Annotated in this window: 14 protein-coding genes; 13 read left to right on the forward strand and 1 reads right to left on the reverse strand. The window is 75.2% G+C overall.

What is annotated here, in order from left to right; translation table 11 throughout:
* Positions 1–181 precede the first annotated feature (181 nt).
* Positions 182–1,567, forward strand: a complete 1,386-nt coding sequence (locus ACFHW0_RS09335) for a class I adenylate-forming enzyme family protein (RefSeq protein WP_416606879.1) — start codon at positions 182–184, stop codon at positions 1,565–1,567.
* On the opposite strand, the gene ACFHW0_RS09340 is transcribed toward ACFHW0_RS09335, so the two are convergent.
* Positions 1,498–2,319 carry a 4'-phosphopantetheinyl transferase family protein gene (locus tag ACFHW0_RS09340; RefSeq protein ID WP_416606880.1) on the reverse strand — a complete coding sequence of 274 codons (822 nt, stop codon included), beginning with the start codon at positions 2,317–2,319 and terminating at the stop codon, positions 1,498–1,500. The two genes, ACFHW0_RS09335 and ACFHW0_RS09340, sit on opposite strands and share 70 nt — an antisense overlap.
* Positions 2,320–2,334: 15 nt before the next feature.
* Here ACFHW0_RS09340 and ACFHW0_RS09345 point away from each other — a divergent pair, with 15 nt between their 5' ends.
* The 12 genes from ACFHW0_RS09345 (at position 2,335) to ACFHW0_RS09400 (ending at position 13,515) form a co-directional block, all read left to right on the forward strand.
* Positions 2,335–2,601: an acyl carrier protein gene (locus tag ACFHW0_RS09345; RefSeq protein WP_121398730.1), complete on the forward strand. Its 267-nt coding sequence runs from the start codon at positions 2,335–2,337 to the stop codon at positions 2,599–2,601.
* Complete coding sequence (locus tag ACFHW0_RS09350) at positions 2,601–2,846, forward strand: acyl carrier protein (RefSeq protein ID WP_416606881.1); 246 nt, start codon at positions 2,601–2,603, stop codon at positions 2,844–2,846. The genes ACFHW0_RS09345 and ACFHW0_RS09350 overlap by 1 nt, the downstream gene beginning before the upstream one ends.
* A complete protein-coding gene (locus ACFHW0_RS09355; RefSeq protein WP_416606882.1) occupies positions 2,839–3,921 on the forward strand; it encodes a beta-ketoacyl-[acyl-carrier-protein] synthase family protein in 1,083 nt (360 codons plus the stop codon). Before ACFHW0_RS09350 ends, ACFHW0_RS09355 begins: the two co-directional genes overlap by 8 nt.
* Positions 3,918–4,475, forward strand: coding sequence for a beta-ketoacyl synthase chain length factor (locus tag ACFHW0_RS09360; RefSeq protein ID WP_416606883.1), 558 nt, complete (start codon positions 3,918–3,920; stop codon positions 4,473–4,475). The genes ACFHW0_RS09355 and ACFHW0_RS09360 overlap by 4 nt, the downstream gene beginning before the upstream one ends.
* On the forward strand, positions 4,472–6,088 hold the full coding sequence (locus tag ACFHW0_RS09365) for a class I adenylate-forming enzyme family protein (RefSeq protein WP_416606884.1): 1,617 nt from the start codon (positions 4,472–4,474) through the stop codon (positions 6,086–6,088). The genes ACFHW0_RS09360 and ACFHW0_RS09365 overlap by 4 nt, the downstream gene beginning before the upstream one ends.
* Positions 6,085–7,323 (forward strand): beta-ketoacyl-[acyl-carrier-protein] synthase family protein, encoded by a 1,239-nt coding sequence (locus tag ACFHW0_RS09370; RefSeq protein ID WP_416606885.1) that lies wholly within the window; start codon positions 6,085–6,087, stop codon positions 7,321–7,323. Before ACFHW0_RS09365 ends, ACFHW0_RS09370 begins: the two co-directional genes overlap by 4 nt.
* Positions 7,324–7,390: 67 nt before the next feature.
* A complete protein-coding gene (gene hppD / locus ACFHW0_RS09375) occupies positions 7,391–8,491 on the forward strand; it encodes a 4-hydroxyphenylpyruvate dioxygenase (protein WP_416606886.1) in 1,101 nt (366 codons plus the stop codon).
* The gene (locus ACFHW0_RS09380) at positions 8,488–9,417 is read left to right on the forward strand and encodes a phytanoyl-CoA dioxygenase family protein (RefSeq protein ID WP_416606887.1); all 930 of its coding nucleotides are present in this window, start codon (positions 8,488–8,490) and stop codon (positions 9,415–9,417) included. The genes hppD and ACFHW0_RS09380 overlap by 4 nt, the downstream gene beginning before the upstream one ends.
* 1 nt (position 9,418) lies before the next feature.
* Complete coding sequence (locus tag ACFHW0_RS09385) at positions 9,419–10,216, forward strand: DUF3050 domain-containing protein (protein WP_416606888.1); 798 nt, start codon at positions 9,419–9,421, stop codon at positions 10,214–10,216.
* Positions 10,213–11,184 (forward strand): thiamine pyrophosphate-dependent dehydrogenase E1 component subunit alpha, encoded by a 972-nt coding sequence (locus tag ACFHW0_RS09390; protein WP_416606889.1) that lies wholly within the window; start codon positions 10,213–10,215, stop codon positions 11,182–11,184. The genes ACFHW0_RS09385 and ACFHW0_RS09390 overlap by 4 nt, the downstream gene beginning before the upstream one ends.
* The gene (locus ACFHW0_RS09395) at positions 11,185–12,156 is read left to right on the forward strand and encodes an alpha-ketoacid dehydrogenase subunit beta (RefSeq protein ID WP_416606890.1); all 972 of its coding nucleotides are present in this window, start codon (positions 11,185–11,187) and stop codon (positions 12,154–12,156) included.
* The gene (locus ACFHW0_RS09400) at positions 12,157–13,515 is read left to right on the forward strand and encodes a hypothetical protein (RefSeq protein WP_416606891.1); all 1,359 of its coding nucleotides are present in this window, start codon (positions 12,157–12,159) and stop codon (positions 13,513–13,515) included.
* Positions 13,516–13,572 lie beyond the last annotated feature (57 nt).

Here is a 13,572-nt window from a genome sequence, read left to right on the forward strand (position 1 = left end):
ACGTACGCGTCCGATCCTGCCCGCCGAACCGGTCGTGGGCAATCCGGCCGGCCGCCCTTTCTGATCTAGCCATTTGCATCTAGCTATGTGTCCGGACGGCGTCGTAAGGTTCCCCGCAGCACCCCGACAGGCACACCTTATGGGCGGTTCCGCCCTTATTGAGGCTGGGCGGTGAACGGTAGTGACCACGGGAGATCCTGCGGCGACAGACCCGCTCTGGGTTGACGAAATTCTGCTCGAAGGCCGTTCGACCGACATTTGTCTCCGACTGCCCGAACCGGTCGACCGGGGCATCCTGCGGCGGCTGGTGACCGACGCGCAGGCCCGCCTCGGCGCCGCCGGACTGCGCCCCGGGGGCGCCGCCGCGCTGCGGATGCCGCCCTCGCTGGCGTACGTGGTGAACCTGCTGGCCACCTGGCGCTGCGGGGCGCAGGCGATCCTGCTCGACCACCGGCTCACCGACCACGAGGTCGACCGGGCGCTCGCGCGGCTCACCCCGCAGGTGGTCGTGGCCCCGGTCCGCACCGGCGGCGGCGGACTGCGGGTCTTCGTCGACGTCACCGAGGGCGTCACCGCGTACGCCGACCGCCCGGCGGTCAGCGGGCACGCGGTGATCCAGCTCAGCTCCGGCTCCACCGGACCGTCCAAGGTGATCGGTCGTACCGCCGAAGACCTGGTCGCCGAGGTGCACCGCTACACCCGCATCGACGGCGTGGCGCTGCCCGGCGAGCGGATCATCCTGCTGCCCTCGATGGTGCACGTGCTCGGCCTCGTCGGTGGCCTGCTCCACGGCCTGCACGCCGGCGTCGAGCTGGTGCCGCCGGAGCGGCTCGCCGGCGACGCGGTGCTGGCCGCGATCGCCGCCGACGACTCGCCGGCCACCGTGCTCGGCGTCCCGTTCCACATCGGACTGCTCGCCTCCACCCGCCCCGCCGGGCCCCTGCCGCAGTTCAGGCGGATGACCACCGGCGGGGAGCTGGTGCCGTCCGCCGTCGCCCGCGCCTTCACCGACCGGTACGGCGTACCGCTGGGCAACATGTACGGGATGACCGAGGTCGGCGTCATCGGCACCGACCTGTACGGCCGGCACCGCCCGTCGATCGCCCCGGCGCCCGGCATCGAGGTCCGCGAGGTCGACGGCGAGCTGTGGGTGAGCTGCCCCGCGTCGCCGTACGTCGGGTCGAGCGACCCCACCCGCTGGGCCGACGGCTGGCTGCGCACCCGCGACGCCGGCGCGGTGGACCCGGACACCGGCCTGGTCACCGTCCGTGGGCGGCTCGACTCGCAGGTCTCCGTCGGCGGCCTGAAGGTCGACCTGACCGAGGTGGAGGCGACCGTCGCCGAGCTGCCCGGCGTCGCCGCCGCCGTGGTCGTCTTCGACAGCGGCATCACCGCCTACGTGCAGCCGGACGGACCGCTGTCGGAAGAGGTGCTCGACAAGCTGATCGCCGAGCGGTTGGCCGGCTACAAGCGCCCCCGCACCCTGCGTCTGGTGGATCAGTTGCCCCGTACCACCACCGGCAAGCTGGTCCGCTCGGCCGACGCCCTGCGGGCGGCCGCCACGTGAGCGCCACCCCGCGCCGCCCCGGCTGTCCCGACCGTCCCGTCCGCGCCGACCGACACGGCCCCGACCGGCACCACGTGCACCGGCACCGCCTCGTCGGCGGCCACCGCGACCGCCAGAACCAGGCCCCCGCCCACGCGGGGATGCCCGACGCGCAGCCGCCCGGCCCCGGGCGGTTGCCGCAGCCCGCCGTCGAGAACGTCGGGCACCGGGCGCAGGTCGCCGTCCACGGCGTCGGGCACCGGCCACAACGCCCCGTCGGGGTCCTCGGGAACCGGCATGAGCCGACGCAGACCGCCGTCGCGCAGCCCCGTCCCGAGCGCCTTGCCCACGGCCTCCTTCGCCGTCCACAGCCGCAGGAAGTCCCGCGCCCGCCCGTCGGCGTCACGCCCGGCCAGCCACGCCGCCTCGGCCGGCGCGAACCATCGCCCGGCCAGCGCCAGCGCCAGCGCGGGCAGCGGGCGGCACCACTCCACGTCGACTCCCACCGGGCCGGCTGCCCGGGCGGCGACCGCGACCACGCCGTCGGCCCGGCTGACGCTGACCGAAAGCTCCACCCGCGCCCCCGCGCCGGCCACCGCGACCAGCGGACGCCCGTCGCGGCCGCGCGCCACCACGATCTCCGTCTCCGCGCGGCCGAGCAGCGTGGCACCCGCCCGCCGCAACAGCCGCCCGGCCGGGAGCGGCCGACCGCCGACGCCCCGACCGATCCACACGTACGCGGTGTCCCGACCGGGCACCGGTGACTGGCTCACGGAAAGAGGTTAACCATGCGACCCGAGATCCGCGCCTTCGTCGTCGAGCAGCTCGAGGACATGAACTACGACGTCGAGGGCCTCGACGACGACACGACCCTCGGCCCGTCCGGGGTGGACCTGGAATCGTTGGCCCTCGCCGACCTCGCCGTACGCGTCGAGGACCGTTACGGCCTGAAGTTCGCCGACGACGAGTCCGAGAAGCTGGCCCTGATGACGGTCGGCGAGTTCACCACGATGGTCGCCGACCGGGTCGCCGGGGCGACGAGCGACAACGCCTGATGGCCGGTCAGCCCGACCTGGGACGGGCCGACCTGGTGGCCATGCTCGCCGAACTGGCCGGGAAACCGGCCGCCGAGGTCGGCGACCGGATCGGCTCCATGGAGCTGGCCTGGCTGGTGCACCTCGTCGAGCAGCGCCTCGACCGGCGCCTCGACCTCACCGACGACCAGCTCGCCGGGATCCGGACCGTCGACGACGCCCTGGCGGTCTTCCGGACCACCCTGACCGCCGCCGCCGATGGCTGAGCGGGCGGCCGTCCAGCTCACCGGCGCCCACGCGACCAGCGCGTTCGGCAGGGGAACCGAGGCGCAGCTCGCCGGCGTGCTCGCCGGGGCCCCGGCGTTCCGGCCGGTGGACCGCTTCGACACGACGCCCCGCCGGGTCGACGCCGCCGCCATCCTGCCCGACGCCGGCGACCTGACCGACGAACTCGCCGAGGCGGTCGACGCCGCCTGCCGGGACGCCGGGCTCGACGCCGGCCGCCGGACCGGCACGGCCCTGCTGCTGGCCGTGCACGGCGGCGCGCACGTGCCGGCGCTCACCACCGGACTGGCCGCCCGGACCGGGCTCACCGGCCCGGCCCGGGCGTACACCACCGCCTGCGTCTCGGCCAGCAGCGCGGTCGCCGCCGCCGCCGCCCTGATCCGCCGGGGCGACGTCACCCGGGCGGTGGTGGCCGCCGGCTACCTGGTCGAGCCGGACCAGTACGCGCTCTTCGACGCCGGTCGCGCGCTCGCGACCGACGGCGCGGTGCGCCCGTTCAGCGCCGGCCGCACCGGGCTGCTGCTCGGCGACGGCGTCGCCGCGGTGGTGCTGGAGTCGCGGGCCGTCGCCCGGGACGCGGTCGCCGACCTGCTCGGCTGGGGCCGGAGCGGGGACGCGTTCCACCCCTGCCAGCCGGAGCCGGGCGGGCGGGGCCTGGCCCGGGCGGTCACCGCGGCGCTGCGCCGGGCCGGGCTTCCGGCGGAGGCGATCGGGTACGTCAACGCCAACGCCACCGGCACCGGCCACAGCGACGCCTCCGAGGCGGCGGCGCTGCGCACCGCGCTCGGCGCGGTGGCGGCACGCGTCCCGGTCAGCTCCACCAAGGCGCTGCACGGGCATGCCCTGGAGGCCTCCGGCCTGCTGGAACTGGTGGTGACCGTGCTCGCCGTGCGGCACGGGAAGCTGCCCGTCAACGCCGGCTGGCTCGGCCCCGACCCGGCCTGCCCGCTGGACGTCGTCCGCGACGCGCCCCGGCCCGCCGCCACCGGGTACGCGCTGAGCCTCAACGCCGCCTTCGGTGGCGCCAACACGGCGCTGCTGGTGGGTGCGGCATGAGTCCGACCGCCGGGCACCCCGCCGACCGCCGCACCGTGCTGGCGGAGGCGGCCTGGCCCGAGCCGGGCGACGGGGCGCCACCGCCGGTGCCCGGGTACGTGCACTCCAGCTTCCCGCCCCTCGTCGCGGCCGTCGCCGAGCGCTGCCTGACCCGGGCGTACGGCCGGCGGCCGGCCCTCGACGGCGAGCGGACCGCGATCGTGCTGGTCAGCGCGGCCGGGGACCGGGCCAGCGCGGCGCACGTGCGTGCCACGGTCGCCGGCGGCGGCCGGCCCGGGCCGCTGTTCTTCTTCCAGTCGGTGCCCAACAGCGTGGCCGGGCACGTGGCCGCCCGCTGGGGCCTCGGCGGGCCGGTGGTCTGCCTCGCGCCGACCGGCGATCCGCGCGCCGAGGGCACCGCCGAGGCCGAGTTGCTGCTGCACGACGGCGACGCCGACCGCGCGTTGCTGGTCCTGATCGAACAGGCACCCGACGACGGCGGTGCGCGGGATGCGGGCGGACAGCCCGGGACCCGAGCCGTCGCGGTGCTGCTGGGGGGAGGAGACGCACCATGAGGAACAGGGGACTGCGTGGGGCGCTGGCCGCCGACGAGCGGATCGGCGCCGGCAACGTGCTGGCCCGGGTGCTGGCGCACGGCGCCGACCCGGACGGGCCCGGCCTCACCTTCGACACCGCCGTGGACGGCCACCCGGCCGGGCGGGCGCTCACGCTGGGCCGGCTCGACGAGCGGGTCGCCGCCCGCGCCGCCTGGCTGCACGAGCGGGGGATCAGGCCCCGCGACCCGGTCGCCGTGTGGGCCACCGCCGCCGCCGACATGGTGCTCAGCTTCCTCGCGCTGACCCGGCTCGGCGCGATCCCGGCGCTGGTGAACGGCGGGCTGCGTCCCGAGATCGCCGCCGAGTACGTCCGCCGGCTGCGCGGCGTCGGCGTGCTCGCCGACGACGCGCACCGCGCCCTGCTGGCCGGCCACGACCTCGGCGTGCCGGTGCTCGGCACGCCCGCCGAGGCCGGCACCGGCGACCCGGCCGCCGCGCCGGAGCACCACCGGCACCACGCCGACGACCCGGTCGTCGTCACCCACACCTCCGGCACCACGGGGGTGCCCAAGGCGGTGCTGCACTCGCACGCCAGCCTGTTCGCCGCCACCCGGCACCTGCTCGCCATGCCGCAGGCGCAGGGCACCGGCCGCATCCTCAACGCCCTGCCCGCCCCGCACACCGCCACCGTGCTCATGGTCAACCAGGCCCTCGGCAACTCCGCCGAGATGCTCCTGCTCTCCGAGCAGGGCGGGGAGCGGGTGCTGGAGGCGATCCAGCGCTGGCGCCCCGACGGGGTCTTCGGGTTCTCCGTGACGTGGGCGGAACTGGCCCGCTTCGACCTGGCCGCGTACGACCTGGACTCGGTGTCGCTGTGGTTCAACACCGGCGACTGCTCCCACGAGCCGCACGTGCGCCGGCTGGTCGCGGTCGGCTCCCGCGACGTGGTGACCCGCGGGGGGATCACCCGGGTGCCCGGTTCGGTCTTCATCGACGGGCTCGGCTCCAGCGAGATGGGGCACTCGATGTTCCACATCACCCACCGCGTCGACACCGACCGGTACGGCCGCTGCGTCGGGCGGCCCTACCGGTTCGCCAGGGTCGCCGTGCTCGACGCCGACGGCGACCCGGTGCCGGCCGGCGAGGTGGGCTGGCTCGGCGTCGACTCGCCGTCGCTGTTCCGCGGCTACTGGAACGACTCCGTCACCACGTACCGGTCCCGGCGACGCGGCTGGTACCTGACCGGCGACCTGGTGTACGCCGACGACGAGGGCCGCTACCACCACCTGGACCGGGCCGTCGACGCGGTCGACGCGGGGGACGGACGGCGGTTCTACACCGCGCTGTCCGAGGAGCGCGTCCTCGCCGCCTGCCCGGACGTCACCGACTGCACGGTCGTGATCACCTCGGGGGCCGGCGGGGTGGTCACCGACGTGCTGCTGGAACTCGCCACCGGCGCCGACCCCGCCGAGGACCGCACCGGGCGGGTCCGGGCCGCGCTCGGCCCGGACGTCGGCGCGACCCTGCGCCGGGTCGTACCGGTCCGCTCGGCCGACATCCCGGTCACCGTCACGGGCAAGGTGCGCAAGGTGGCCCTGCGGCAGCGGTACCTCACCGAGACGCCGTCATGACCGCCGTCATCACCGGGATGGGGTTGTTCACCCCCGTCGGGCGGGGCGTCGACGCCACCTTCGACGCGCTCTGCACCGGCCGGTCCGGACTGACCCGGCCGCCGGCCGGGCACCCGGCGGCCGGGTCGCTCGAGGTGGCCGGCGTGCTCCCCGACGTCGATCCCCGCATGGTCGCCACCGGGCCGGAGACCAGGGTGCTGGACCGGGTCGTGGTGCTCGCCCTGCTGGCCGCCGCCGACGCGCTCGCCGACGCCGGCATCGAGGTGGGCCGGGACGTCGACCCGGGTCGCATCGGGGTGATCGTCGGCGGCGTCGGCGGGATGGCCACCCTGGAGGCGCAGGTGCTGGCCCGCGCCGAGCGCGGCCGGGCGGCGGTCAGCCCGTACCTGCTCACCGGCATCCTGCCGAACATGCCGTCGGCCCGGATCGCCATCCGGTACGGCATCCGCGGCTACACCTCGTCGGTCGGCACCGCGTGCGCCTCCGGCGCCCAGTCGATCGCCGACGCGGTGCGGCTGATCCGCGCCGGGGAGGCCGACGTGGTGCTCTGCGGGGCCAGCGAGGCGCCGCTGTTCCCGACCTTCGCCGACACCTTCGGCAACGCCCGGGCGCTCGCCCGGGGCTGGGCCGACCCGGCGGCGGCGAGCCGGCCGTTCGACGCCCGCCGCAACGGCTTCGTCCTCGCCGAGGGCGCCGCCCTGCTGGTGCTCGAACGCGCCGAGCACGCCGCCGCCCGGGGCGCCGCCGGCTACGCCGAGGTCGCCGGGTACGGGGCGACGACCGACGCGTACCACCCGACCGCCCCGCGCCCCGACGGCGCCGGCGCGGCGGAGTGCATGCGGCGCGCGCTGGTCAGCGGCGGCGTGCCCGCCGCGCGGGTCGGCTACGTCAACGCGCACGGCACCGCCACGAAGCTCGGCGACATCGCCGAGACGACCGCGCTGGCCGAGGTGTTCGGCGCCGGCGGCGTGCCGGTCAGCTCCACCAAGGCGCTCACCGGTCACCTGCTCGGCGCCTCCGGGGTGCTGGAGGCGGCGGCCACCGCGCTGGCGCTCGGCCGGGGCCTGCTGCCGCCGACGCACAACCTCGACGACCCGGATCCGGCCTGCCCGGCGGACCACATCCGCGCCGAGCCGCGGAGGACGGACACCGGATACGCGCTGACCAACTCCTTCGGCTTCGGCGGACAGAACGTGAGCCTGCTGCTCGCGCGGGCCGCCCGGCCGAGGGACTGACCACGCACCATCCCGGGCGGACCGCGCCCGGACGGCAACCACGGGCAACCGTGAAAGGGCTGAGGACATGGACATCCGTGGGATAGACCACATCGAACTCTTCGTGGGCGACGCCCGGCAGGCGGCCTTCTACTTCGACCGGGCGGTCGGCTTCCAGCTGCGCGGGCAGGGCGGCCCCGAGACAGGGCTGGCCGACCAGCGGTCGCTGCTGCTGAGCCAGGGCGACGTCCGCATGGTGCTCACCACCGGGCTCACCGCAGAGCACCCGGCGTCGAGGTACGTGCAGCGGCACGGCGACGGCGTGGCCGTGGTCGCGTTGGAGGTCGACGACGCCGCCGGCGCGTACGCCGAACTGGTGCGCCGGGGGGCGGCGGGGGTGACGCCGCCGACCACCCGCAGCGGCGCGGACGCCGAGGTGGTGACCGCCGAGGTGGGCGGCTTCGGCGACGTGCTGCACCGCCTCGTGTCCCGCCACGGCGACCGGGGCGAGTTCCTGCCCGGGGCGATCGAGATGATCCCCTCCGACGGCGGCGGCAAGCTGCTCGCCGAGATCGACCATCTGGCGGTCTGCGTGCCGCCCGGGCAGCTCGACGAGACCGTCCGGCACTACCGGGACGTCTTCGGCTTCGCGGAGATCTTCGCCGAGCACGTGGAGGTCGCCGGGCAGGCGATGAACTCCACGGTGGTGCAGAGCGGCTCGGGGCGGGTGACCCTGGTGCTGCTGGAACCGGACCGCTCCCGCCGGCCCGGGCAGCTCGACGCGTTCCTGGACCAGCACGTCGGCGCCGGGGTGCAGCACCTCGGGCTGCGCACCGACGACATCGTCACCGCGGTGGCCGCCCTCGCCGAGCGGGGCGTGCGCTTCGCCGGCACCCCGGCCAGCTACTACGACGCCCTGGAGGCGCGCGTCGGCCCGGTGGACGCGCCGCTGGAGCGGCTGCGCGACCTCGGCGTGCTCGTCGACCGCGACCACGGCGGCCAGCTGCTGCAGATCTTCACCGAGTCCATGCACGTGCGCCGCACGCTCTTCCTGGAACTGATCGAGCGGCGCGGGGCGCGGACCTTCGGCAGCGGCAACATCAAGGCGCTCTACGAGGCCAAGGAACGGGAACTGGCCGCGGCGGGATCCACCGTCACGGCCCCGACACCGCAGGAGGTGCGGGCGTGACCGCGACCGAGTTCGAGCCGACGCTGACCGTCGAGGAGGAGGCGCTGCTGCCCTCCGAGGAGGACGTGGCGCTCTACGCCGCGCACGGCTGGTACCTGTCGAAGAAGCTGCTCACCGACGACGAGGTGGACGCCCTCGCGGCCGCCGCCGACCGGTACTACGCCGGCGAGCGGGACCGCCGCCTGCCGGTACGCCCGCCCAGGCTCGCCTACTGGGAGCCGTCGAAGGGCCCGGTGCAACGGCACAACGACTACGTCCACCACGAGCACGACGTGCTCGGGGCGATCCTGCGCAAGCCGCTGATCGGCGCGGTCGCCGCCCGCCTCGCCCGGGCCACCGAGATCCGCGTCTTCCAGTCCACGCTGATCCACAAGCCGCCGGTCTCGGGCGAGCCGTCGAACATCGTGCCCTGGCACTTCGACAAGCACTACTGGGCGTCCTCGTCGTCGGAGGACATGCTCACCGCGTTCATCCCGTTCCACGACTGCGGCGAGGAGATGGGCACCATCACGATGGTCGACGGCTCGCACCGCTGGGCGGAGACCGGCGCCGACGACACGGTGGTGCGCCACTTCGCCGACCGCGACCGCGACCATCTGGAGGAGATGCTCGCCGAGAACGCGGCCCACAACGGCGCGCAGATCCGCAAGGTGCCGATGGTGATCCCCAAGGGACACATGAGCTTCCACCACTGCCGCACCTACCACGGCAGCGGCGCCAACGTCAGCGGCCGCCCGCGCCGGGCGATCTCGCTGCACCTGCAGGACGGCGACAACGCCTGGCGGGCGTATCCGCTCTCCGACGGCACCCTCGCCGCGTACAACCACGACGTGCTGGTCCGCCGCACCGACGACGGGCGGCCGGACTACGCGGACCCCGAGTACTGCCCGGTCATCTGGCGCCACCGCGCCCCGCAGGGAGGCTGACATGTCACGGTACGACTGGGGAAGGACCCACCCGGGGATCGAGCGGCTGGAGAAGGCGGTGAGCGAACGCCGCGAGGCGGTCGTGCGGCACCCCCTCTACGCCGCCCTCGACACCCACGAGGCGCTGGTCACCTTCATGGAGCACCACGTCTTCGCCGTCTGGGACTTCATGTCCCTGCTGACGTCGTTGCAGCGGCAGCTCACCTGCGTCACCGTGCCGTGGATCCCGACCGGGCCGACCGGCAGCCGCCGGCTGATCAACGACATCGTGATGGTGGAGGAGAGCGACGAGCTGGGAGACGGGTACATCAGCCACTTCGAGCTGTACGTGCGGGGCATGCGGGAGGCCGGCGCCGACACCACCGCCGTCGACCGGCTGGTCGAGCTGCTGCGTGCGGGCCGGCCGGTGGCCGAGTCGTTGGTGGCGGCGGGCGTACCGGCGCCGTCAGCGGCGTTCGCCGGCACCACCTGGCGGATCATCGAGACCACCCCGGTGCACTGCCAGGCCGCCGCCTTCGCCTTCGGCCGCGAGGACCTGATCCCCGACATGTTCACCCAGGTCGTGGCCGTCAACGAGCGCAGCGGGCGGCTGCACACGTTCGTCGACTACCTGGAGCGGCACATCGAGGTCGACGGCGAGCAGCACACCCCGATGGCGATGCAGATGCTCGCCGACCTGTGCGGCGACGACGACGCCAGATGGCAGGAGTGCGCGGACACCGTCAACACCGCGCTGGTCGCCCGAGCCCGGCTCTGGGACGACATCCTCGCCGCCGTGAAGGAGGGGAGCGACCGGTGACGGGCGCCGACCCGGTCCGGCTCTACCGGACGGTCCGGCTGATCCGCCGCTTCGAGGAGCGGGCGATCGAGCTGGTGCACTCCGGGCACGTCGTCGGGGGCATCCACCCGTACCTCGGGCAGGAGGGGATCGCCGCCGGGGTGTGCGCCGCGCTGCGCGCCGCCGACGTGGTCGCCGGCACCCACCGGGGACACGGGCACGTGCTCGCCAAGGGCGCCGACCCGGCCCGGATGATGGCCGAGCTGTGCGGCCGGGTCACCGGCCTCAACGCCGGCCGGGGCGGCTCGATGCACGCCGCCGACTTCGGCGTCGGCGTGCTCGGCGCCAACGCCATCGTCGGCGCGTCCGGGGCGATCGTCACCGGCGCGGTGTGGGCGCGCCGCCGCCGGGGCGACGACATCGTCGGGGTCAGCTTCTTCGGCGACGGCGCGGTCAACGAGGGGATGCTGCTGGAGGCGTTCAACCTGGCCGCGCTGTGGCGGGTGCCGGTGCTGTTCGTCTGCGAGAACAACGGCTACGCCACCACCATGCCCGTCGCGGGCGCGGTCGCGGGCAGCATCCCCGGCCGGGCCGCCGCCTTCGGCATCCCGGCCGCCGTCGTGGACGGTCAGGACCCCGAGGCGGTACGCGACGCCGCGAGCGCCGCCGTCGACCGGATGCGCGCCGGCGGCGGCCCCGAGCTGATCGAGGCGCGGACCTACCGGTTCGACGCCCACCACACCTTCGAACACGCGGTACGCCTCGACTACCGCCCGCCCGACGAGGTGGCCCGGGGCCGCTCCCGCGACCCGGTGGACATCCAGGGCGCCCGGCTGCCCGCCGCCGTACGGGCCGACGTGGACGCCGAGGTGGAGGCGACCCTGGCGACGGCCGTGCAGTTCGCGCTCGCCAGCGCGGAGCCCGATCCGGCCGACGCCCTGGCACACCTGTACGCCAGCGGCCTGACCGCCCGCACCGGAGGTGGCTAGATGCCCAGACTGTCCTACCGCAGGGCGCTCACCCGGGCGCTCGCCGACGAGTTGGCCCGCGACGAGTCGGTGTTCCTGCTCGGCGAGGACATCCGGGTGGCCGCCTCGAACGTCACCGCGGGGCTGGTCAAGCGGTTCGGCCCGGACCGGGTACGCGATACCCCGCTGTCGGAGCAGGCGTTCACCAGCTTCGCCACGGGGGCGGCCCTGGCCGGGATGCGGCCGGTGGTGGAGTTCCAGATCCCGTCGTTGCTGTTCCTGGTGTTCGAGCAGATCGTCAACCACGCGCACAAGTTCCCGCTGATGACCGGCGGGCAGTGCGCGGTGCCCGTCACCTACCTGGTGCCCGGTTCCGGGTCCCGGACGGGCTGGGCGGGGCAGCACTCCGACCACCCGTACGGCCTCTTCGCCCACGTCGGGGTGACCACGGTCGTGCCTTCCACCCCGGCCGACGCGTACGGCCTGCTGGTGTCGGCGGTGCGGTGCGACGACCCGGTGGTGGTCTTCGCCCCGGCCGGGGCGCTGGACGTCCGCGCCGACGTCGACCTCGCCGCGCTCGCCCCGGTGCCGCTGGGCCGCGCCCGGGTGCACCGGCCCGGCGACGACGTGACCGTGGTCGCGGTCGGGCACCTGGTGCACGACGCCCTCGCCGTCGCCGAGGAACTGGCCGAGCAGGTGTCGGTGGAGGTGTTCGACCCGCGCACGCTCTACCCGTTCGACTGGGACGCCCTCACCGCCTCGGTGGCCCGCACCGGGCGGCTGGTGGTGGTGGACGACTCCAACCGCTCCTGCGGCATCGCCGGGGAGATCATCGCGACCGTGGTCGAGCGGGTGCGGCTGGTCGCGCCGCCACGGCGGGTCACCCGCCCCGACGGCGCGGTGCTGCCGTTCGCCCCCGCGCTGGACCGGGCCGTGCAGCCCAGCCGCGAGCAGCTCCGGACCGCCATCGGACACGTCATGAAGGAGGGATGAATGGACGACGCCGACTACCGCTGGCCCTCCGCCGCGAAGGCGTGGCTCGACCTGCCCGCGCCGGTACGCGCCGAGATGGTGGCCGCCGGGGCCGGAGCCTGGCGCGAGGTATTCGACGGCCGCGCCACGTACAACGAGCAGTGGCGCCTGGCCCGGCCGCCGGTGATGGACGACACCTCGCTGGGCGTGCTCAACGCCGTCGCCGACCGGCTCGCGCAGCTCCTCTTCGAGGCGTGCCGGCGGCGGGCCGGCACGGCGGGGGAGCTGCGCCGGCTGCTGGACGTCGCCGACGGCGAGACCCGGCTGCTCGACGACGACGAGCCGCTGACCGAGGCGCTGCTGGATGCCTTCCGCCCGGACGTGCTGCTCTGCGACGGGGTGCCCCGGTTCGTCGAGTACAACATCGACAGCAGCCTCGGCGGGGCGTTCGACGCCGACACCACGGTGCGCCGCTTCGTCGAGGTCTACCGGCGGCGCGGCCTCACCGACCGGGTCCGGCTGGCGGCGGCGCCCTCGGCGGTGGACCGGCGCTTCGCCGCGATCCGCGCCGGCCTCGGCCTGCCCGAGGGCGCCCGCGTCGCCATGCTTGTCGACTTCGACGCCGAGTACCCCGGACTCGACGACCCGCAGCGGTTCATCCGGCTGCTGTCGCCGGTGGTGGAGCGGGCCGCCGCGTGCGGCATGGACCTGGTCATCGCGCCGGTCTCCCAGGTCGCGCTCGACGACCGGAAGCGGCTGGTCGCCGGCGGCGCCCCGGTCGAGGGGGTGTTCCGGCTCTTCGTGCCCAACCGGGTCACCCCGAGCACCGGGGTCGACGCCCTGGAGGCGGCGCTGGCGGCGCGCACGGTGCCGATGTGGGTGTCGGCGGCGGCGTGGCTGGTCGCCAACAAGCGCGCCTTCGCCTGGCTGTGGGAGGACGCCGACGCGCTGCCGGCCCCCGACCGGGACCTGGTGCACCGGTACGTGCCGCGTACCTGGTCGCTGACGGCGGATCTGCTCGACCTGGCGGTGGCCGACCGGGCCGGCCTGGTGGCGAAGCCGGCCGACGGCTCCGCCGGGGTGGACGTGCTGATCGGCCGGGATACCGGCGCCGACGCGTGGCGGGACGGGCTGACCCGCGCCCTCGGGCGGGGCGGCTTCATCCTCCAGGAGTACGTGAAGGCCGACGACGTGCCGCTGGACTTCGTGCACATCGGAACCGGCGAGACGGTCGCCGCCGAGGTGCCGTACAGCATCGCCCCGTACCTGTTCGGCCGTCGGCCCGCCGGCGCCTGCATCCGTACCGGCTTCCCGGGCTGTGACGGCGTGCTCAACCTGGCCCGCGGCGTCCTCCTCTCCGGCCTCCTGACCACCCCCTGACCCGCCCCCTCCGACGCGTCGATCATGCAGTTGTGGTGGGGTGCACTTCGGACAAGA

The organism is Micromonospora sp. LOL_025 (genome assembly GCF_048060285.1).
GTDB lineage: Bacteria > Actinomycetota > Actinomycetes > Mycobacteriales > Micromonosporaceae > Micromonospora.

Bases quoted from the DNA above. Each gene is read 5' to 3' on its own strand.
- ACFHW0_RS09345 (WP_121398730.1), top strand. From the start codon at position 2,335: ATGCGACCCGAGATCCGCGCCTTCGTCGTCGAGCAGCTCGAGGACATG.
- ACFHW0_RS09385 (WP_416606888.1), top strand. From the start codon at position 9,419: ATGTCACGGTACGACTGGGGAAGGACCCACCCGGGGATCGAGCGGCTG.
- ACFHW0_RS09395 (WP_416606890.1), top strand. From the start codon at position 11,185: ATGCCCAGACTGTCCTACCGCAGGGCGCTCACCCGGGCGCTCGCCGAC.
- ACFHW0_RS09355 (WP_416606882.1), top strand. From the start codon at position 2,839: ATGGCTGAGCGGGCGGCCGTCCAGCTCACCGGCGCCCACGCGACCAGC.
- ACFHW0_RS09350 (WP_416606881.1), top strand. From the start codon at position 2,601: ATGGCCGGTCAGCCCGACCTGGGACGGGCCGACCTGGTGGCCATGCTC.
- hppD (WP_416606886.1), top strand. From the start codon at position 7,391: ATGGACATCCGTGGGATAGACCACATCGAACTCTTCGTGGGCGACGCC.
- ACFHW0_RS09370 (WP_416606885.1), top strand. From the start codon at position 6,085: ATGACCGCCGTCATCACCGGGATGGGGTTGTTCACCCCCGTCGGGCGG.
- ACFHW0_RS09360 (WP_416606883.1), top strand. From the start codon at position 3,918: ATGAGTCCGACCGCCGGGCACCCCGCCGACCGCCGCACCGTGCTGGCG.
- ACFHW0_RS09400 (WP_416606891.1), top strand. From the start codon at position 12,157: ATGGACGACGCCGACTACCGCTGGCCCTCCGCCGCGAAGGCGTGGCTC.
- ACFHW0_RS09365 (WP_416606884.1), top strand. From the start codon at position 4,472: ATGAGGAACAGGGGACTGCGTGGGGCGCTGGCCGCCGACGAGCGGATC.